The 21,437-nt window shown below is 39.0% G+C and carries 15 protein-coding genes; all 15 read left to right on the forward strand.

Annotated features, from left to right (window positions below; genetic code table 11):
• The first annotated feature begins 24 nt into the window (after positions 1-24).
• The 15 genes from J7E38_RS13360 to J7E38_RS13430 all read left to right on the forward strand — a co-directional run bounded on the left by J7E38_RS13360 (position 25) and on the right by J7E38_RS13430 (position 21,241).
• Positions 25-1,275 carry a dicarboxylate/amino acid:cation symporter gene (locus tag J7E38_RS13360; RefSeq protein ID WP_214705402.1) on the forward strand — a complete coding sequence of 417 codons (1,251 nt, stop codon included), beginning with the start codon at positions 25-27 and terminating at the stop codon, positions 1,273-1,275.
• Positions 1,276-1,386: 111 nt separating this feature from the next.
• Entirely contained in the window at positions 1,387-3,084 is a 1,698-nt protein-coding gene (locus J7E38_RS13365) for an NAD-dependent malic enzyme (RefSeq protein ID WP_214705401.1), read from the forward strand.
• A 123-nt stretch (positions 3,085-3,207) separates the two neighbouring features.
• A complete protein-coding gene (locus tag J7E38_RS13370) occupies positions 3,208-4,287 on the forward strand; it encodes an NAD(P)H-dependent flavin oxidoreductase (protein WP_214705400.1) in 1,080 nt (359 codons plus the stop codon).
• A gap of 552 nt (positions 4,288-4,839) precedes the next feature.
• Positions 4,840-5,187, forward strand: a complete 348-nt coding sequence (locus J7E38_RS13375; protein ID WP_214705399.1) for a hypothetical protein — start codon at positions 4,840-4,842, stop codon at positions 5,185-5,187.
• Positions 5,188-5,296: 109 nt separating this feature from the next.
• Positions 5,297-6,022 (forward strand): hypothetical protein, encoded by a 726-nt coding sequence (locus J7E38_RS13380; protein ID WP_214705398.1) that lies wholly within the window; start codon positions 5,297-5,299, stop codon positions 6,020-6,022.
• Between the two features lie 34 nt (positions 6,023-6,056).
• Positions 6,057-6,518 (forward strand): hypothetical protein, encoded by a 462-nt coding sequence (locus tag J7E38_RS13385; protein WP_214705397.1) that lies wholly within the window; start codon positions 6,057-6,059, stop codon positions 6,516-6,518.
• A 485-nt stretch (positions 6,519-7,003) separates the two neighbouring features.
• Entirely contained in the window at positions 7,004-8,143 is a 1,140-nt protein-coding gene (locus J7E38_RS13390) for an IS110 family RNA-guided transposase (RefSeq protein WP_214705396.1), read from the forward strand.
• 382 nt (positions 8,144-8,525) lie between these two features.
• Entirely contained in the window at positions 8,526-9,218 is a 693-nt protein-coding gene (locus J7E38_RS13395; protein WP_214705395.1) for a hypothetical protein, read from the forward strand.
• A gap of 232 nt (positions 9,219-9,450) precedes the next feature.
• On the forward strand, positions 9,451-10,671 hold the full coding sequence (locus J7E38_RS13400; protein ID WP_214705394.1) for an ROK family protein: 1,221 nt from the start codon (positions 9,451-9,453) through the stop codon (positions 10,669-10,671).
• A gap of 9 nt (positions 10,672-10,680) precedes the next feature.
• Complete coding sequence (locus J7E38_RS13405; RefSeq protein ID WP_214705393.1) at positions 10,681-11,556, forward strand: carbohydrate ABC transporter permease; 876 nt, start codon at positions 10,681-10,683, stop codon at positions 11,554-11,556.
• A 122-nt stretch (positions 11,557-11,678) separates the two neighbouring features.
• Positions 11,679-12,440, forward strand: a complete 762-nt coding sequence (locus J7E38_RS13410) for a carbohydrate ABC transporter permease (RefSeq protein WP_483297175.1) — start codon at positions 11,679-11,681, stop codon at positions 12,438-12,440.
• Between the two features lie 15 nt (positions 12,441-12,455).
• The gene (locus tag J7E38_RS13415) at positions 12,456-13,730 is read left to right on the forward strand and encodes an ABC transporter substrate-binding protein (RefSeq protein ID WP_214705391.1); all 1,275 of its coding nucleotides are present in this window, start codon (positions 12,456-12,458) and stop codon (positions 13,728-13,730) included.
• A gap of 66 nt (positions 13,731-13,796) precedes the next feature.
• The gene (locus tag J7E38_RS13420; RefSeq protein WP_214705390.1) at positions 13,797-17,201 is read left to right on the forward strand and encodes a glycoside hydrolase family 31 protein; all 3,405 of its coding nucleotides are present in this window, start codon (positions 13,797-13,799) and stop codon (positions 17,199-17,201) included.
• Between the two features lie 18 nt (positions 17,202-17,219).
• The gene (locus J7E38_RS13425; protein ID WP_214705389.1) at positions 17,220-19,553 is read left to right on the forward strand and encodes a glycoside hydrolase family 31 protein; all 2,334 of its coding nucleotides are present in this window, start codon (positions 17,220-17,222) and stop codon (positions 19,551-19,553) included.
• Positions 19,532-21,241 (forward strand): glycoside hydrolase family 13 protein, encoded by a 1,710-nt coding sequence (locus J7E38_RS13430; protein WP_214705388.1) that lies wholly within the window; start codon positions 19,532-19,534, stop codon positions 21,239-21,241. The genes J7E38_RS13425 and J7E38_RS13430 overlap by 22 nt, the downstream gene beginning before the upstream one ends.
• Positions 21,242-21,437 lie beyond the last annotated feature (196 nt).

Below are 21,437 nucleotides of genomic sequence, written 5' to 3' on the forward strand. Positions count from 1 at the left end.
TTACTCGAAGGGGAGGAAGATTGCGTGAGAATTAACTTTAAGAGTCTTACTACACAGGTAATCATTGGTATTTTTCTCGGTATTACAGTCGGTTTTATTTTTCCTGAATTTGGTTCACAGCTGAAAGTACTTGCTGACATTTTTATTAAACTAGTAAAAATGGTCATCGCTCCAATCATATTCCTGACAATTGTCATTGGGATTGCAGGTATGGGGGATTTAAAGAAGGTCGGCAAAATTGGCGGCAAGGCACTGCTTTATTTTGAAATTGTTTCGACTATTGCCCTGGCAATCGGGATCATTGTCGCGAATGTAATCAAAGCAGGGCATGGCATTGATGCCAAAGCAGGGAAAGGCGATGTTTCTCAATATACTAAGGCTGCAGAGGAAACTAGCCACGGATTCATGGATTTTGTTCTTTCAATCGTCCCTGATAGCTTCATAGGCGCATTTACAGGCGGCCAGCTTCTGCCAGTATTGTTGCTTGCTGTACTCTTTGGGGCTTCACTCGCACATATTGGTAAAAAGGGTAAACCAGTTCTAGAACTTTTTGAAAAAATCGCCGATGTCTTTTTCGGGATTGTTAATATCATCATGAAGGTCTCTCCACTTGCTGCTTTTGGAGCTATGGCCTATACAATTGGCGAATTTGGCATCAGCTCTCTCGTGTATCTTGGCAAATTGATGGGCTCTGTTTACCTTACAATGGGTCTCTTTATTTTCCTTGTACTAGGCGGTATTGCAAAACTTTACGGTTTCAGCATCTTTAAGTTCATCGCTTATATTAAAGAAGAAATCCTCCTCGTAATTGGGACATCATCGTCAGAAGCAGCTCTGCCAAAAATGATGGAAAAGCTTGAGAAATACGGCTGTTCAAAGCCTGTTGTAGGACTTGTGCTTCCAACTGGATATTCCTTTAACCTTGATGGGACATCCATCTATCTTTCGATGGCGGCACTATTCATAGCCCAGGCATACGGTGTAGACCTCAGCATCTGGCAGCAGATAACACTTCTGGGAGTTTTGATGCTTACCTCCAAAGGTGCAGCAGGGGTGACAGGATCAGGCTTCGTGACACTTGCAGCGACACTTGCGGTATTCCCATCGATACCTGTTGAAGGAATGGCGCTTATCCTCGGCGTAGACCGCTTCATGTCAGAGGCGCGTGCCATTACGAACCTTATTGGCAACGGTGTGGCAACAGTTGTCATCTCTAAGACTGAAGGAGAGTTCAATCCTGTAAAAGAGGCAGTCCAGAACAAGGTATCTGCATAAGCCTTAATCATTCATCAAAATAAACGCAGGCAGCCTTACTTCGCTGCCTGCTTTACCAATTCTATAGGCAGGAAATTATATCAATCTAGCAAGGGGAAGAAGGAAAGATCCATGGCAACTACTGATATGACAAAAGTGATTCAGACTACTTTAAAAGGGAAAGAGATTCTTTCCAACCCGTTTTTGAATAAAGGAGTAGCTTTTACAAAAAAAGAAAGGGAAGAGCTTGGATTGGAGGGATTATTGCCTCCACATGTCCTCACTCTCGAAGAGCAGACGAAAAGAGTTTATGAGCAGTACTCTGCCCGTACGACCAATTTGTTTAAAAATGGACTTTTATATGATCTATATAACCGGAATGTTGTCCTTTTTTACAGTTTGCTGAGGGAACATTTAAGTGAAATGCTGCCGATTATCTACACTCCTACAGTAGGGGAAGCGATTGAGAAATACTCACATGTTTATCGCCGCCCTGGAGGCATGTATTTATCGATTGAAGATCCTCAGGGCATTGAAACAGCTTTTATGAATCTTGGGCAGCCAAAGAACGGGATTGACCTGATCGTCGTCACTGATTCTGAGAGCATTCTTGGCATAGGGGACCAGGGAGTCGGTGGGATCAATATCGCTATCGGTAAATTGGCCGTTTATACTGCCGCTGCAGGGATTGATCCAAGCCGGGTGCTCCCGGTCGTATTGGATACCGGAACAAACAACCAGGCTTTAATCGAAGATCCTTTTTACATTGGGAACAAGTTTCCGCGTGTCAGAGGAGAACGCTATGACGAGTTTATTGACTCCTTTGTCTCAGCGGCAAGAAAATTCTTCCCGGATGTACTCATTCACTGGGAGGACCTTGGCAATGTGAATGCCCGCAATATCCTGGAGAAATATGGGGAAGAAATTCTCACTTTTAATGATGATATCCAGGGCACTGGAGCAGTTACACTCGCGGCGGTTATGTCCGCACTCAAGGCAACAGGTGAATTTTTGAAGGATCAGCGAATAGTCGTCTTTGGTCCCGGAGCAGCGGGGATTGGCAATGCCGATCAAATAGCTGAGGCGATGATGATGGAAGGTTTATCGAGGGAAGAAGCATATGATCGCTTTTGGGCAGTAGACTACCGTGGATTGTTAACTGACGATATAACGGATGTCCTTAAGTTCCAAAAACCATATACACGAAAAAACGAAGAAGTATGGGACTGGGAACGCACTGAAGAAGGCATTATTACATTGATGGAAGTGGTTAAAAAAGTTAAGCCAACAATCCTGATTGGTACTTCCGGACAAGCCGGAGCTTTTTCAGAGGAGATTGTAAAGGAAATGGCCAAGCACACAGAACGTCCAATTATTATGCCAATGTCCAATCCAACTTCATTAGCAGAGGCAATACCAGCAGATTTGGTTCAATGGACAGAAGGCAGGGTCTTAATTGCTACCGGCAGCCCATTCGAAAATGTTGAATACAATGGCATCAGCTATGAAATTGGCCAGTCAAATAACGCCTTTGTCTTCCCAGGTTTAGGCCTTGGAGCAATCGTCTCAAAAGCAAAGATCATTTCCAAGGGGATGCTGGCTGCAGCCGCAAATGCTGTTGCAGAGATGTCGTTTAGCAATACACCTGGCGCACCGCTGCTTCCATCGATCAACAAATTAGGCGAGGTATCAGAATACGTTGCGATTGAAGTAGCCAGGGCAGCAATCCAAGAAGGTCTTGCAGGAACGGAAATTAATGATGTTGAGAAAGCCGTTGCAGATGCAATGTGGAAACCGGAGTATAAAAAAGTAACGACTATCGCCATATAAGTTTCGGAAAAAGGCTGTCCATGGCAGCCTTTTTTCTTTAACTTGCCCTTCGAAAAAGGGGATTTTCTGAACGTATAGAATTGATTAATAGGTAAAGTCCAAATGAAATGAGGTGCTAATTCAATGCTTAAAAATGAAGTGACCGAACTTTTGAATATTGAACATCCGATTATACAGGCACCAATGGCTGGTGGCATCACGACTTCACAACTGATTTCAGCAGTCTCCAATTCAGGAGGATTGGGAATGGTTGGGGCAGGCTATATGGCTCCTGAGGCATTGCAGGAACAAATCAGGGAAATCAAACAGCTTACCACTAAAAATTTCGGTATCAACCTATTCGTGCCGAATGAATTTCATGTTACGCAGGATGAAATTGAATCAGCAGAAAAAGATTTGAAACCAATTCGTCAAGCCTTGAATTTACACGAAGAACACCAGGTGAAAATCCCTGAATACAGTCATCATGCTGAAACATTCAATGATCTGATCAAGATTGTTATTGAAGAGAAAGTCAAGGTTTGCTCCTTTACTTTTGGTCTGCCTTCAAAGAAAGTAATTGGCGAGCTTAAAGCTCACAATATTATGTTATTGGGAACGGTAACAACAGTCAGGGAAGCAATTGAAGCGGAAAAGAGCGGAATGGACGCTGTAGTTGTGCAAGGTAGTGAAGCAGGCGGGCATCGGGGAAACTTTATCAGCGATGACAAAGAAAGCTTAATTGGCTTAATGTCACTGATCCCCCAGGTTGCTGACCATGTAAGAATCCCTGTTATTGCTGCTGGCGGCATCATGGATGGAAGAGGACTAATGGCGTCTATTTGCTTAGGTGCAAAAGCTGTTCAAATGGGCACCGCCTTTTTAACATGTACGGAAAGCGGAGCCCATCATCTTTATAAAGAAGCGATTATGAATGCAGGTGAAGAGGAGATGGTATTAACCAATGCCTTCTCTGGCAAGTGGGCAAGAGGGATTAAAAACCGGTTTATTGAAGAAATGCAGGGAAAAGGGGAGGCATTCCCTCAATTCCCAGTCCAAAATGCACTGACGCAACCAATCAGGAAAGCAGCAGCTAGCCAAAAAAACAGGGACTTTATGTCACTATGGTCCGGCCAGAGTCCAAGACTTGCTAAAAAACAAACAGTTGAGGAATTAATGAAATGTATTATTTCTGAAGCTAATAAGATTAGTGGAAATATGTAATTGGAACTTCATGAAAACATAAAAAAGAGGAAACCCATTATGAATAGGTTTCCTCTTTTTGTTCTTTAATGGAGAATAGGGGGCTCGAACCCCTGACCTCAACGCTGCCAGAGGAAATCCAATAGTAAAACTGAGTTAAATAAGTTAAATTGAAATCAATTAAGTCTTGATTTATAAGGGCTTGTGGAATGCAGTAAACAATTAAACCAATCTAGTTCAATTAAATAAAATAAGTCTGTGCACTGTTTTGTGCACAAAGTAAAAAGCATGTGGTCAAAAAAAGCCAGTTAAGTTAACACTTAATTGGCTTTTTTAATGATGAATTTACATTTTATTTGCCAAGGAGGCGTTATTCTAAATAGGGATTAATCAATATTTATGGAATTATTAAACGATCGAACCCGGTTTAGTTGAAAAGAGAAATGATAATTTAGATAATAAACTGTATTGGTGAATAATAAAATTGGGCTGTATTAAATGAGTAATGAACCTAAGACATTGTAATTATTGATACAATAAAGAAGGGGAGTCTTCAGAAGAGAACATCAGCTTATGGTTTATCTTAGAGCAGATAAACCACTTGACTATATTTATGCCTGGGAAGAGCTTATTGAAAGTGATAAAGAACTAAATATACCTTTAAATGAAGAGAAAAAGAGCCAAAAGGTTACACCAGCTAATAGTGAACCCGCTGACTTCGAGGAAATAGATGAGCCAGAAGAAATAATTTTAAGTTCTTTTGTAAACAAAGATATTCCAGCGGCAGAGAATGAGCCTGAAAAACCCGAATTAGGGCTGGAATATTTCGAACTGGTTAAAGAACTTGAGGATGAACTTAGTAAAGTAGAGCCTCCTAAGAAGGAACCAGTACCTGCATTTTTCAGTGATATGGAAGATTAAGATTTGGAACCGCTGTATAGCGGGTCTTTTGTTTTTAGATGCTAAAAAGGTATTATCTGCTAATATAGAAAAAGAGTGATTGTTGGGTAAATAAGGGGTGAATAAAAAGTTGAGAAAGTATGTTTTTATTTTTTTTATTGGTATATTGTTGATTCCGCTTCTTTTCGTAGTATTAGACATTGTTAATATTACCAATCATATTTCTTTGACAAGAGAATATGATTGGTTAGGATTTTACGGAGGATTTCTAGGAAGTACATTAGGTGGAATCGCAACCTTTTTGGGTGTTTATTTAACCTTACAGCATCAGAAAAAGGTAGAAGATGAGAAAAATAGACTTTCTGTGATTCCGATACTTGAATACAAAATCAGTTATAACAAGACGGATTTTGATAATTCCAACGGACAATTGGCAGGCGAAGTGTGGAGCCATATTAATATCGGTGAAGCAACGTATGAAGATAAAGACAGTTTGGAATGGTATTTTAATTTGATTATAAGTAACATAGGTTTGGGCCATGCACAAATCACCGGAATTAATTTTAAATTCGTTGCTTCAGAGGACCACAATGTAGTCATTCAAGAACAGCAAATTGGCTTTTCTTATATATTAGTTAAGAAGGAGCATGATAAAAGTTTTAAAGCCATGATATATGCTCCAGGAAAAGATGTTAATGAACTTACATATGGTTTAAAGATAATTGTTCAATATCAAGACCTGTTTGGAAATGAATATGAGCAGTTAATACATGCTGCAATCGCTAGTTCCAACGGAATAAATTTTGCTGATTTAAGTTATTATGAAAACTTTAAACTAATTAATAACAAATTTTAAAATTAAAATCCTTTAGGGAGAAGGAGAGCGGATTATGCTGATAAACGGGAAGATAATGAAGCAGATGGCTAACACGTTGAGCGATGATAAACAAAACAATGATGAAATAACTTTAATTTTTAAAGAGGAAGAACTATTTTACTTGGCATTAGAACAAGAAGTGGAGAGAACCAGACCGATAAAGATTGTATTTAAAAATGAAAAAATAAGCAAAGATTCAAAACTGCTCAAAAAGATTTCTAACTGCTCGAATGGTAAAGACGTACTGATTCGCATCTCTGAGTTTATTTTGCTTGCACCAGAATTGTTTAAAGCTTACCAAGAGAAAGATATACAAAAATTAGTAGAAATATATGGAAAGCAAGGCAAAGAAGGGATTTACGTAATGTACGCAGCATCATTTGTTTTTGATGACAAATTAGATTCCTATGTATTATTACTAAAACCCTATAAAGCGAATAAAGAGAAAATAGGATTTTTGCCTTTTCTAGCATAATAAAAAGGACTTTATTTGTATTATTTTTTCTCGCCTTAAAATTAAAATTGAAAAAACTTCCAAATCTATAATAAACTTTCCTTAAGGATTACTAATATCGACAATTTAATTAATTGAATGGGACGAGCTCAACTACTGAGTAACTTAGCCTTACTCAGTAGTTGGGCTTTTTTGTGTTCATTAAACTATTTTTTTATTACTATCCTAAAGTGAATATTTTGGGAACAAAAACTATCATGATTCCTTCGACTCCCAACCCATGCATGAAAATAAATTCCCTTTGTCCATAATGTAGAGGACACAAACGGTTGATAGGACGTGGCTCTTTATGGTGGCTAAGACCCTGTAACAAAAACTGTTTGAGTGGATTTGGTGATCAACCCTTTGTTGGCTCATTCCCTTTGGGAAAGATGACCACGGACAGAAAAATGCCTATTTTCAAATCCACTCGCTGTTTGTGATCTAACACGCGGAGGATTGGTATTATGGAGGTATTTATTGAACGTTGTGCAGGTCTTGACGTTCATTCAGAGACAATCGTTGCCTGTGTTCTCACCGGCAAACAAGACGAAGATTTGAACAGGATAACTGAAACCTTTCCAACCTTGGCGAAAGATCTCTTCCGTCTTTTGAAATGGCTGGAAGACCATGGGGTTACCCATATTGCGATGGAAAGCACCGGAGTCTATTGGAAACCTGTGTTTAACATCCTTGAAGACTTTTTTGATATTACTCTTGCGAATGCCCAAAGGATTAAAAATGTTCCAGAAAGAAAAACAGATGTTTCGGATGCCGAGTGGATTGCCAAATTATTGCGACACGGACTCATCGAAAAGAGTTTTGTGCCCCCGTCCGATATCCGGGAGCTTCGAGACCTCACACGTCTCCGAAAGAAGTGGATTGGCCAATTAACTTCTGAAAAGAACCGGATTCAGAAGGTTCTGGAGTGTTCAAACGTTAAGCTGAGTTCGGTTATCTCCGATGTCTTTGGGGTTTCAGGGAGAAAGCTGCTTGAGAGACTGGTAGAACAGGGATACGTAGATGGCGATGAAGTCGAAAGCAGGATACACGGAAAAATGTCATCTAAAAAACAATTAATTACTGACTCGCTCTTCGGTACGATTAATGACCATCAAAGATTTTTAATTAAACAGTCTTGGCTTCACATTCAACAGCTGGAGGAACATATTTTAGAGGTTGAGAAAAGAATTGACCAGCTTCTGGAAAAATATAAAGAAGAACTTCATTTGCTTCTGACCATTCCAGGAATAAAGAAAGATACAGCAGCCATCATTATTGCCGAGATTGGAGTGGATATGAACCAATTCCCAACCTCTCAACACTTAGCTTCGTGGGCAGGTGTATCTTCTGGCAATCATGAAAGTGCAGGAAAACGCAAGAGTACTCGGACAACAAAAGGAAATCCGCACATTAAATCAGCCATGTGCGAAGCAGCCTGGGCCGTTTCAAGAAGCCGAAATAGATGGTTAGCTACGAAATACTGGTCTACTGCCGCTAGAAGAGGAAAGAAAAAAGCACTCGTTGCGACATCGCCTCGAATGCTTCGAATCATCTACTCCATGCTTATAAACAAGGAGCCATTTAAAGAAAGACAAATTATTTAGTATAACCAAAACCAAATAGAAGTATACACGGTTACCCTCCGACCGGCAGCCATGCTTTCTTATTGGCTTTTTTAGGTTATTTTAAGGATTGCCGAATAGGATCACTATTATTCAAGGCAGCCAGAATTATTTATTTTCACAGAAAAAATGACTTTATCACAACCATGGTGGTCAGATTTGTAAATAGAAAACCTTGTCCGCTAAAGCGGAATAGGGAGATTGTAAAATGTGTTTTTTCTTCTGTAGGAACAATGAAAGGAAAGGTCTTTGAAGAAGGCATAACGTTGAGAAAGAAACTGGATTGATATTGAGTACCAGTTGTTGAAATAATTAGTTTTAAATAGTTTGTCCCTTTGTTATTATTTGGTGGGGGGTGGAAATATTGACTATATATAATATCTTTTTTGATGATAAAGGAAACTTTGTTTGGGCTAGTATTGCTGCATTTATTGCTCTAATCGCTGCATTAGTAAATCTATATAATGTTTATAAAACAAATAAGTCTAATTTTAAAAGTAATATTGTTTCAAAATCCAGAATTGAATGGATACAAGAAGTAAGGAAACAAAGTGTTGCATTTATTTCTTCTTTTTATAAAGTGATAAATTATATTAAAGGGTTTGATTATGATTATTTTAGGGATCCCGACCATAAAAATAGAATTGACAGAATTGAAAAGGATCAGGAATTATCGAGGCTAATTAGTGAATTGAAAGAAAAGGGTACACTGCTAATCTTATATTTTGGACCAGATAAGACTGGTAATAATGATTTTATAGATTATATGGTTAACCATATCTTAGAAGTGGCAGATGGAATGGGTAAATATTATGACGTTGACTATTTACTTGCACAAGAAAAGTCTATAATTAGTTTTAAGGATTTTCTAAGAGTTTATTTTAAAGCAGAGTGGAAAAGAGCGAATGGCCAAATTAAGGATTCAAAAGTACAAGCATATCTCGAAAAGGATAAGTTATATCGAGATATCATGGAAATATATAGAGATGGGCTTGCTAATCACAAGGAAAATACTGAGGTTTTTTATAATAGTTTAAGGGATAAGTATGAAGAATAAGCCTTATTTTGTAAGGCTTATTTTTTTATGCAAGAAAGGAAGTGATAATTTGATATTAAGAGGCTGACCTTCTAATACTATCAGATGAAAATGTTAATAAAAGGAACAGACAGACTGTAAACCAACAGTCTATTTTTTTACACAAAATTGTCGAAAAATATTGAAAAAACTTACTTGCTTCAATGAAGAAAGTAAGTTACTCTTTAATTAGTAAATTATGGAGATGGATTATATGAATGGACTTAGAAAAGGAAGTAAGGATCTAATCAAAGAAATTAACCGTTCCATAGTAATTAACTTAATTAGGAAATCAGGCAGGATTAGCAGGTCTGATGTTTCTAAAATCACCAAAATGAGTTTGTCTACAATCACTTACATTGTGGATGAACTAATGGCCATTGATTTGGTAAGAGAAGTTGGTGTTGCTACATCCACTGGTGGAAGAAGGCCTGTACTGCTGGAGTTTAATGCGGATTACGGCTATACAGTAGGTGTAAAGATTGAGGAGAAAAGAGTTCTATTTGCTTTAACCAATCTAAATGCTAATATTTTGGATTTAGTAGAAAAGAAGTTTAACAGGTTTGATAATATCCAGGATGTTGTAGAAATGATTGCTCGTGGTATTAAGGAGCTTTTACAAGCGGCTGATAAGCCAATGGAGCAACTTATGGGTATTGGAATTGCTGCTTCTGGATTAATCAACCGCCAGGAAGGTACGATTGTTAGATCTTCAATGCTGGGATGGGAGAACGTACCTTTATGTCAATTGTTAAGCGAGCAGCTGAACAATATTCCAGTATTCATTGATAAAAATGTCAACGCTTACACAATGGCAGAATTATGGTACGGAGAAGGAAAAGACCTATCAAACTTCATCTGTATCTCTGTTGGTGCCGGATTAGGTATGTCCCTCGTGGTCGATAAGAAAATTTATTACGGAGAATCCGGGGGAGCTGGTGAGTTTGGCCATACGGTAATGAAAATTGGCGGGTATCCATGTCACTGCGGACAAAAAGGTTGCCTTGAAATGTATGCATCTGAATTCTTTCTATTTAACCGTGGCAGTGAAATAAAAGAAAGCTATCCTGAAACAATCATTGAAGATTTTTCATTCGAAGAAGTATCCACTGCAGCAGAAAAAGGTGACGTTCTTGCAATAGAACTGATGAAATCATTTGGTGAAAACCTGGGATACGGAATACTAAATGCAATTAACGCACTTAATCCCCATACAATTTTGCTTATTGGAGAAGGGATGAAATACAAGCACTTATTCCTGGATGCAGCTGTAGATATTGCAAGGGTGAACTTTTTCTCTGCAGCAAATATCCAAACAGAAATCAGGCCAACAGAACTGGGAGATGATTCATGGCTAAAAGGGGCAGCTTTACTTGCAATCACTCATTTGTTCCAGGCTCCGATTTATGAAGAATCTAAATCTATATTAAATTGAGGTGAGAACATGGTTGGTATGACAAAGAAAAAGACAGCTTTTTGGGTAGCTGTGTTCCTTTTGCCCAATTTAATAGGTTTCTTGACTTTTATCGTTTTCCCACTTTTATCATCATTAGCCATCAGCTTTACGAACTGGGACCTAATATCCACTATGGAATTCGTGGGTATTGATAATTACAAACAGCTAATTGTTGACAAAGAATTTTGGGCAGCGTTTACCCACACGGTAACTTTCATTATTGGATATTTACCCTTAGTAATGATTTTTGGATTAGCTTGTGCTTTGCTGCTTAATCGAAAAGTAAAATTAAGAGCATTCTTCAGAGCAGCGTATTTTTTACCAGTCGTGACATCCTGGGTTGCCGTATCTCTTGTCTGGAAATGGCTGTTTAACCCTAGTTACGGATTAATAAATTACTTCTTATCATTTGTTGGTATTGAGGGGCTGAATTGGCTCCAGGATGAAAGTCTAGCAATGCCAGCTATCATCATCACAAGTGTCTGGAAAGACATTGGATTTGTTATGGTACTCTTCTTGGGCGGCCTACAAAATATTTCAACCTCCTACTACGAAGCCGCAGATATCGATGGGGCAAATTCCTGGAAGAAATTCTGGAATATCACCCTCCCGCTTTTGACACCTACGACATTTTTTGTAACCATCATTTCTTTGATTAACTCATTCCAAGTTTTTGACCAGGTCATGATTATGACTGAAGGAGGCCCAGGCGGAGCTACAAATGTTCTAGTTCAAAACATATACAATCACGCTTTCCGGTATTTTGAAATGGGCTACGCTTCCGCAATGTCATGGATTTTATTCATCGTCATATTTGTGATTACATTGATCCAGATGAAAATGCAGAAAAGGTGGGCGGATTGAACATGGAAATGAATACGGTTACAAAACAATCAACTGTCCTTCAGAAAGACTATCAACTTACAAGTCTTAGAATATTTAAAAAAGGTTTACTGTACATCGTTTTAATCTTAGGTGCAATCGCCATGCTGCTTCCTTTTCTATGGATGATTTCTACTTCATTAAAGAATCAAGGAGCAACAATGGTCTTTCCACCACAATTTATCCCTGATCATGCAACCTTCCAAAATTATAAAGATGTGACTGGTGCATTCCCGATGCTTCACTTTTTGGGGAATTCCTTGTTAGTAGCCGTTCTGACCACTTTGGGCCAATTGCTTTTATGTTCAATGGCCGCATATGCGTTTGCCAGGATGCAATTTTGGGGCAGGGATAAACTTTTCCTGTTATACCTAGCCACTATGATGGTTCCGGCACAGGTCACGATGATTCCACAGTTTATCTTAATGAAAAACTTTGGCTGGCTTGATACATATCAAGCATTGATCGTCCCTGGATTGTTTAGCGTTTTTGGAACCTTTTTATTAAGGCAGGCATTCTTGTCAATTCCGAAAGAACTTGAAGAAGCTGCATTCATGGATGGTGCAAACCATTTTTCAATATTTTGGCGTGTAATCATACCATTGTCAAAACCAACACTCGCGACTTTAGGAATCTTTTCATTCATGCAATCTTGGAACAATTACTTATGGCCACTTATTGTAATTAATGATAAAAGCTTTGCTACTTTGCCGCTAGGATTATCTCTTCTGCAAGGGAGGTGGGAAACGAATTGGAACATGATGATGGCAGGTGTAGTCATTAGTGTTCTGCCAATACTTGCAGTCTATCTATTTGCGCAAAAGTACTTTATTCAAGGAATGACAATGAGTGGAATGAAAGAATAATAAGGGGGAATTAAGATGACTCAGAAAAAGTTTGTTTCGACTATCGTACTATTATTTATGCTTACTTTTACTGTATTGGCAGGATGTTCTGATTCGGAAAAAAGCTCTGGAGCTAACAAAGATGAAAAGGTAACAATCAATTACTTTACTTTTTCACCAGGTACTGACCATGAAAAAGACCTTCAGGATATGATCAGTGCTTTTGAAAAGCAAAACCCTAACGTAAAAGTAGATTATGAGATTGCTGCTTATGATGATTATTTCACAAAGCTGCAAACCATGATTGCTGGCGGAAAAGCACCGGATGTATTCGAGCTTAACTATGAAAACTTTGTTAGTTATGCTTCAAAGGGAGCTTTAGCGGACCTATCTAAATACATTGAAGAAGATAAAGACTTTGATCCATCTAAATTAAACCAAGAAGCATATAAAGCTTATCAATACGAAGGAAAGCAATATGGAATGGTGGAAAGCTTCTCAAACGTTGTTACTTTCTACAATAAAGATTTGTTTGATAAAGCAAAAGTGGATTATCCAACTGCAGAATGGACATGGGAAGATGAATTAGCAGCAGCTCAGAAAATCACGAACAAGGATGAAAAAGTTTGGGGTACTTATGCACCGATTCAGTTCCATGAATTCTATAAAGTGATTGCGCAAAATGGGGGATCTGTATTCAATGAGGATAAATCAGAAGTAACAATTGATAGCCCTGAAAATGCAGAGGCTCTTCAATATATGGTTGATAAGGTAAACAAATACAAAGTTACTCCTTCCGTAGGAGATCTATCTGGCCAGTCACCAGAAGACTTGTTTAAGAACGGTCAAATCGGAATCTTGCATACTGGAATCTGGATGCTATCCGCTTTCAAAGATGCACCATTCAAATGGGATATTGCACTTGAAGCAGGCAATACACAAAAGGCTCATCACTTCTTCGCAAATGGATTAGCAGTTTCAAAGGACTCAGATGCTCAAAACGCTGCTTATAAATTTGCACGCTTCATGAGCGCTAGTGACGAAGCGGCAGAAATTCGTATTGCAAGTTCATGGGAACTTCCAGCCATAACAAATGAAGAAATCTTAAAGCCTTACCTGGAACAAACTCCTCCAGAAAGCAGGGAAGTTATTTTTGAAGCTATGGATACGCTTGTTTTACCTCCAGTAATTGAAGATTGGAGTAAAATGAGTGACCTGATCACAAAGGAACTAGAAAATGTGGTGAATGGTAAAAAGAGTCCAGAAGAGGCATTGAAAGTTATGCAGGGAGAATTAGAGAAGCTGAAGTAATCAAATTTGGGGAAGGATATCGAGGCATCCTCATATCCTTCTCTTCTAACATAAGGGGAGAGACATATGGATTCAAAAGCAATGTACAGCAAGCTGCTTAAAGCTCATGTATACCAGTTAAATAATGATTATCCATCCTCGGAAAGAATTCTTCTTAATTATAAACCTCAGCTTGATAAAGACAGTATATACCTTATTGCTACCTGGCTATGGAATGTGCAGAACCATTTAAAAGGGACGAATAGAGAGAGCATGAAAGAAGTTAATGTTCAACCTTATTTAACGTTTCTCCAGGAAAATTGGAGAAAACCTTTTGAACGTATTTGGGGAGACGGCAAAAAAGATATTCATGTTTCGAACATTGCAATGGTATATGCGGCATTAACTCAATCCAAAAATAATCTCCAGCAATATGAACTTCAAAAAACAATCACAGAAATCAGAGATTTTGTCTTTGGCACTCTACTTTCTGGGGGTATGTTGCTTAATGCAGTGAATGAACGGCAAATTTCATTGGATATGCTTACTGCAGTTATGCCATATGGATTGTTTTCTCCGGAGGACTTAATTGTGGTAGAAGCAGTTGGTCAAATCGAAAGGCAGTTAGTAAATAATACAGGGGCACTAAAAACGATTGAAGGTAAGAAAGAATCTTCTTCAGCTACCGCGCTTTTGTCATTATATTTTTTGGAAAAAGGCAACTATGAAAAAGCGAATACCTATTTAAATTTGGCAAAAAGATTGATTGAAGAAGAGTCGACAGAGGAATCCGAGCTTGGAAAAGTGATTATTGAAATGATAGAACACTATAAGGTTGATTCAATAGAAGAGTACAAAATTATGCATACACCATATGGCAATCATAACATTTACGAACCGCAGCTTACAGAACGCAGTCCACATGAGCCGACAACCGAAGAGCCAATAACAGTAGCATGCCAGGTATGGCCTGAAGGCGAAGTAGATTCGGTTTTATTAACTTTATACTCAGCTAGCGGTGAAACCGTAAAGACAAAAGAGTTGACCAGAAAATATCTTGAGGATAAAAAAGTTTACATTTGGACTGGAACTATCGAACCCCTGACCCAGGAAGAGGAATTCAGTTATCAATTCTCCGCTTATAAAGGCGAGGGCCTTAAGGTGCAATCAGAGCGGTTTCCAATCACACCTCTAAAACGCCGGGTACTAAATGAATTCCGCTTATTTGAAAAGGCTGAGAGTGAAGCAGTCTTGTTAGCGAAAGATGAGGATGGTTTTTCATTACAGATCAATTTGGGCTTCAATGATGACCAGTTTTATATCAATATTGATTCTAATATTAATCAAGAATTCCTCCAGGAAGAATATGAAGCTCTTACCCTTAGATCCATGAACCAAGAATTTACTGTTGACCTGCAGTTAGATCCATTTTTTATTTGCATGAAAGATGCCAACAAAACACTTTTAAAGTCACACGATTTCCTTTCTTTTATTGAATGTACGACTGATGAAAACCAGCTTATCAGAGACTTAAAGCTAAATTTGTATACACCGGTGAACGAAAGCTTTTATGGATTCGGTGAGAGATACAACGCTGTTGAGCAGCGAGGGAATATCATTGATTGCTATGTTTATAACCAGTATCGAGACCAAGGTACAAGGACTTATATGCCTGTTCCTTTTTACATCAGTTCACTGGGATATGGCTTGGTGGTTAATACCAACAGGTACACCCATTTTGACATCGCTCACTCATTGAAGGATGCCATGTCTATTAAGATAAGGATGTCAGAAAAACAACAAAGCACCTCCCTTACCGCATTTTTAGGGACACCGAAGGAAGTGATTGAATCCTTTACTTCGAAAACTGGCAAACCAGTATTACCACCTGTTTGGGCGTTTGGGCCCTGGATGTCGAGTAATAACTGGGATAGGGATAGTTTGACCCGTTCAGAAGTTGAGAAAACAAACAAATATAAGATACCAGCGACTGTTCTAGTCCTCGAACAGTGGAGTGATGAAGCCACTTATTACATGTTCAATGATGCCCAATATGAGGTGAAGGGTAATGGAGAAAGTCATACTTACAACGAAATGGAGTTTCCTGAATGGGGACGATGGCCTGATCCGAAGGGATTGTTTGAATACCTGCATGATAATGGGTTGAAAGTTCTTCTGTGGCAGATTCCGATTAAAAAATACTTGAACAGGCAAACGCATCCACAAAAAGATGAAGATGAAAAGTACATGCTGGAAAATGGGTTTGTTGTCAAAAAGAGAGACGGGTCTCCATACAGGATGCCTGAAGGCTGGTTTAAGGAAAGTCTTTTGATGGATTTTTCAAATCAAGAAGCCCAAGAATGGTGGTTTAGCAAACGGAAGTATTTGCTTGAAATTGGAGTGGATGGCTTCAAAACAGATGGTGGGGAGTTCGTGTTCGGAGACGAATTGCTGTTTGCTGATGGGAAAACTGGCGACGAAATGCGCAACTTGTATCCAAATGATTATATAGAGGCGTACTACCATTTCGCTAATGACTTTAAAAGCGGAGATGCAATGACCTTTAGCCGAGCCGGATATATGGGAGCTCAAAACTTCCCAGCACATTGGGCAGGAGATGAAAGATCGACTTTTGACGCTTTTAAGCGGTCTTTGGCTGCAGGTATCACTTCCGGAACGTCAGGAATTCCATTTTGGGGCTGGGACTTAGCGGGATTCAATGGTGATATTCCAACGGCCGAATTGTATGTCAGATCTGCGGCTATGGCGGCCTTTTGTCCAATTATGCAGTATCACGCTGAAAGCAAAGGTGAGTTTAATCAGGATCGTACTCCATGGAATGTTGCGGAGAGAACCAATCAAAAGATTGCAATTGAGGGATATAGATTTTATGCCAATGTCCGAATGAACTTGCTCCCTTACATTTGGAACGAAGCAAGAAAAACTAGTGAAACTGGTATTCCATTAATGCGCTCCTTATTTATGGAGAAACCCGAAGATCAACGGGGTGAGGGAGTATTCGACCAATATTACTTTGGATCTTCTTTATTGGTTGCCCCTGTAACAGAAGAAGGTGCAACTTCAAGAAAAGTTTATTTCCCTGAAGGAACTTGGTTTGATTTCTGGAACGGAAAAAGAATTATTGGTCCTGCCTATGAATTGATTGATTCACCACTTGATCATATACCTGTTTACGTAAAAGAAGGGGCTGTAATTTTAACAAATGTGGATCAAACGCTTCAGTTAGGTTCATGGGTTTCTAATAATATTACCAGTTATGTGAGACCTTTATTAAGGATTTATTTAAAGGATGGATTATCCGAAAGAATCAATGACCACCTGAATAATCAATGGGGCGTTGATGTCATAGAAGAATCGGATACATGGACGATTTCAGTAAGTGGACCAACAGAAGAATTTGATGTTTATTTTCCTGATGAAGCTAACTCAGGAGGAAAAGCTGTTTTTGTAAACGGAAAGAAAAAAGCTTGAGTACATGGAGGAATGAATGTGTTAGATACAACTAGTTTTGCTATCCTTCCAACCCAGGAAAAGATCGAAGGCGAACCTAAATTACATGTTGGGTCAGTGAAATTTTTCACGTGGAAAGATTATATGCTAACAGGGACCAATGACTATGGTGAGTTTTTGATTTATTTTGCAGAAAAAAAGATTCCTAGGATTATAATAAATCCATTTGGAACAGTACACTCGGCATCGAGTATTGCTGTGTCACTTAAGCAAGTTCCTCATGAGGCAATGTTTCAGGAAACGAATGACCTATTAATGATCACCTGTGATTCGGTAAAAGTTGAGGTGACCAAAGAACCTTTCACAATAAAGATATCGAATGACCAAGGAACAATCTTCCGATCGGGGAGTCCGTCAGCTTTTTATAAAAACAGTGGTGAAGTTTTTTTTGATGCACTGATGGAGACTGATGATGTCTTTTATGGATTTGGGGAAAAGACTGGATTCCTCAATAAGAGAGGTTCGAAACTGTCGATGTGGAATACGGACGTTTATGCACCGCACAATAAGGACACTGTCGAGCTGTATCAATCCATCCCATATTTTGCTGTACATAACAAGCAGAGATCTTATGGACTTTTCTTTGATAATACATTTAAAACCGAATTTGATACCCAGACTTACTCAAATAAATTCAGGATGAGTGCCAATGGTGGCCAACTCGACATCTACCTTTTTGCTGGTGGAGATTTAAAGGAAATCACCACCCTTTACACCGAACTGACTGGAAAGATGAGTCTGCCTCCCAAATGGGCGATTGGATATCATCAGTCCCGCTATAGCTATCGATCAGAAGAAGAGGTCCTGGAGGTCGCTAATCGTTTCAAAAATGAAGGTATCCCATTGGATTGTATATTTTTCGACATCCATTATATGAGGGATTATCGAGTATTTACTTTTGATAAGGATCATTTTCCGAAACCTGATAATCTGATCTCTACTTTATTAAATAACGGGATCAAGGTTGTGCCAATTGTAGATCCAGGAGTTAAAAAGGATGTTCAGTATCCTGTGTACGCAGAAGGGGTAAACAAGGGCTTATTTTGTAAGTATCTTGATGGACAGATTTATTATGGGGATGTCTGGCCTGGAACGAGTGCATTTCCTGACTTCATGAATTCTGAGGCAAGGAATTGGTGGGGAAGTTTGCACAAATTCTATACCAATCTCGGCATTGAAGGAATTTGGAATGATATGAACGAACCGTCTGTCTTCAATGAAAGCAAGACCATGGATCTCGATGTGATGCATGATGTGGATGGAGAACTGAAACCGCATTTGGAGATGCACAACACCTACGGACTCTATATGAGCAAAGCGACTGCCGAAGGACTTTCGGAGCTACTCCCCGAAAAACGTCCTTTCGTTTTGACCCGTGCTGGTTATGCGGGTATCCAAAGATATGCGACCGTCTGGACGGGAGATAACCGAAGCCACTGGGAGCATCTTGAAATGTCACTGCCAATGATCATGAATCTTGGCATATCAGGGGTTGCTTTTACAGGAGCGGATGTTGGCGGTTTCTCTTCTGACTGTACACCCGAATTGTTGATCAGGTGGACACAGGTCGGGGCTTTCATGCCTTATTTTAGAAATCATAGTGTACAGGACAGTATCCGACAGGAGCCATGGGTTTTTGGTGAAGACACAACTGAAATAGTAAAAAAATACATCAAGCTGAGATATAAGTGGCTCCCTTATCTATATTCCCTTTTTCATGAGTCATCTCAAACGGGAGTTCCAATCGTTCGTCCTCTTGTGATGGAATATCCAGAGGATGAAAATACATTTAATATCAGCGATCAGTTCCTATTGGGAAGCAATGTCATGATCGCGCCTATTTTACGGCCAGGTACTACCCATCGGTCTATCTATCTTCCTGAAGGAGTTTGGTATGATTACTGGACTAAAGAATCCTATCAAGGTGGAAAGTATGTATTAATTGAAGCAGCGTTAGATAAGCTCCCAATCTATATAAAAGAAGGAACCGTTCTTCCTATTGGATCAGAGGTTCAAAATACAACTGAAAATCAAATCCTTGAGATTGAAGTTTATGCTGGTGATAAAGGGAAGTTCAGTTTGTATGAAGATGATGGAAGTTCCCTTGGTTATAAAGATGGTCATTATTCCATCACAAATTTCCATACTGAAATGAATGAGGGTTATCTAAAAGTTAAAGTAAAAATAAGCGGAGAAAAGCAATGGAAAAGTAAAGTAAAAGGGATGAAGGTTTATGGCTACGAGGGAGACGTTAGGGTTGAGAATTTATCTGAAGTAAGGGAGCCGGAGAAATGGAAAATCGAGATACTGTAGTGGAAAAGGTAAAGAATGACCAACAATGGTGGAAAAAAAGTATTGTATATCAAATCTATCCTAGAAGTTTTTATGATTCCAATGGGGATGGTATTGGGGATCTGCAGGGGATTATACAAAAGTTGGATTACTTAAAGGAGCTTGGCGTGGATGTAATCTGGCTAAGTCCTATCTATGACTCTCCAAATGACGATAACGGTTATGACATAAGGGATTACTACCAAATAATGAAGGAATTTGGAACGATGGAGGATTTGGATCATCTTCTTGATGCTGCTCATCAGCGAGGGTTGAAAATCATCATGGATTTAGTAGTGAATCATACTTCTGACGAACACTCCTGGTTTGTAGAATCAAAGAAAGGTCTGGATAATCCGTATCGAGACTATTATGTTTGGAAGCCAGGAAAAAACGGAAAAGAGCCGAACAATTGGGGATCGATTTTTAGTGGGCCGGCCTGGGATTATGAAGAAAATACAAATGAATATTATCTGCATCTTTTTTCAAAAAAACAGCCTGATTTGAACTGGGAAAATCCAGCTCTAAGGAATGAAATTCACACCATGATGAAATTTTGGCTTGATAAAGGCATAGACGGTTTTCGTATGGATGTCATTAACTTTATTTCTAAGGTCCCTGGTCTTCCGGATGGGGAGGTTAAAGAAGGTGCTATATATGGGGATGGAGGTCCATACTTCGTAAACGGACCAAAGATTCATGAATACTTGAGAGAGATGAATGAAAAAGTTCTATCTCACTACGATATTTTGACTGTTGGGGAGATGCCGGGAGCGAGTACTTCAGATGCGGTGATGTACACAAATCCTGAGAATAAGGAAATTAACATGATTTTTACCTTTGAACACATGGGCTTAGATAGTGGTCTTACTGAAAAATGGGATCTCAAACCTTTGAACCTAGTTGATTTAAAGGAGAATCTGACAAAGTGGCAGACTGAATTGCATGGCACAGGTTGGAATAGCTTGTATTGGAATAACCATGACCAGCCAAGGATTGTTTCCCGGTTTGGTGATGACCAGGAGTACCGAGTGGAATCTGCCAAAATGCTTGCGACTTGCCTTCACATGATGCAGGGGACACCTTATATTTATCAGGGTGAAGAGATCGGAATGACAAATGTTAAGTTTGAATCGATCGAACAATATCAAGACGTCGAGACATTAAATATGTTCAGAGAAAAACGTTCTCTTGGAGTTCCAACAGAAGATATCATGAACTCGATTTATGTAAAAGGCAGGGACAACGCCCGGACTCCTATGCAGTGGAGCGAACAAGTTCATAGCGGGTTCACGGAAGGAACTCCATGGATCGAAGTAAATCCACGCTATAAAGAAATTAATGTAGAAGCAGCTTTAGAAGATAAAGAATCTATTTTTTATCACTACAAACATTTAATCTCTCTTAGAAAGAAATTAGATGTCATCACAACCGGTGACTTCAATCTATTATTTGAGGATCATCCAAAGATTTTTGCATATGAGCGAAGAAGTGAGAATGAAAAGGTTGTTGTGTTATGTAACTTTAGTAATGAAGAAATTGTAATTGACGAAGAAGCATTATTAACTGAAATTGCTCAAGCAGAATTGATTGTACAGAATTATAAAGAAATAGAACACGGTAAATTGAGGGCATATGAAACGTTAGTTTATTATCAAAAAGGTATTTAATAGTAAAAAAGCTGCAAAACCAATTGGTTTTGCAGCCTTTTTAGTAAGTGGAGAATAGGGGGCTCGAACCCCTGACCTCAACGCTGCCAGTGCACACGATATCACCTGAATGGAACGGACGTTCTCATCTGTATCCCTTTGTAGATAGGGTTTTTCAGGTTGGCTACCAGTTTAAACCTGAACGTTTAGGAAGGTT

It is taken from the genome of Bacillus sp. ISL-35 (assembly GCF_018613355.1).
In the GTDB taxonomy this organism is placed as follows: Bacteria; Bacillota; Bacilli; order Bacillales; family Cytobacillaceae; genus Mesobacillus.

Bases quoted from the DNA above. Each gene is read 5' to 3' on its own strand.
- J7E38_RS13405 (WP_214705393.1), top strand. From the start codon at position 10,681: ATGGTTGGTATGACAAAGAAAAAGACAGCTTTTTGGGTAGCTGTGTTC.
- J7E38_RS13370 (WP_214705400.1), top strand. From the start codon at position 3,208: ATGCTTAAAAATGAAGTGACCGAACTTTTGAATATTGAACATCCGATT.
- J7E38_RS13415 (WP_214705391.1), top strand. From the start codon at position 12,456: ATGACTCAGAAAAAGTTTGTTTCGACTATCGTACTATTATTTATGCTT.
- J7E38_RS13385 (WP_214705397.1), top strand. From the start codon at position 6,057: ATGCTGATAAACGGGAAGATAATGAAGCAGATGGCTAACACGTTGAGC.
- J7E38_RS13390 (WP_214705396.1), top strand. From the start codon at position 7,004: ATGGAGGTATTTATTGAACGTTGTGCAGGTCTTGACGTTCATTCAGAG.
- J7E38_RS13365 (WP_214705401.1), top strand. From the start codon at position 1,387: ATGGCAACTACTGATATGACAAAAGTGATTCAGACTACTTTAAAAGGG.
- J7E38_RS13400 (WP_214705394.1), top strand. From the start codon at position 9,451: ATGAATGGACTTAGAAAAGGAAGTAAGGATCTAATCAAAGAAATTAAC.
- J7E38_RS13375 (WP_214705399.1), top strand. From the start codon at position 4,840: ATGGTTTATCTTAGAGCAGATAAACCACTTGACTATATTTATGCCTGG.
- J7E38_RS13430 (WP_214705388.1), top strand. From the start codon at position 19,532: ATGGAAAATCGAGATACTGTAGTGGAAAAGGTAAAGAATGACCAACAA.
- J7E38_RS13420 (WP_214705390.1), top strand. From the start codon at position 13,797: ATGGATTCAAAAGCAATGTACAGCAAGCTGCTTAAAGCTCATGTATAC.
- J7E38_RS13410 (WP_483297175.1), top strand. From the start codon at position 11,679: ATGCTGCTTCCTTTTCTATGGATGATTTCTACTTCATTAAAGAATCAA.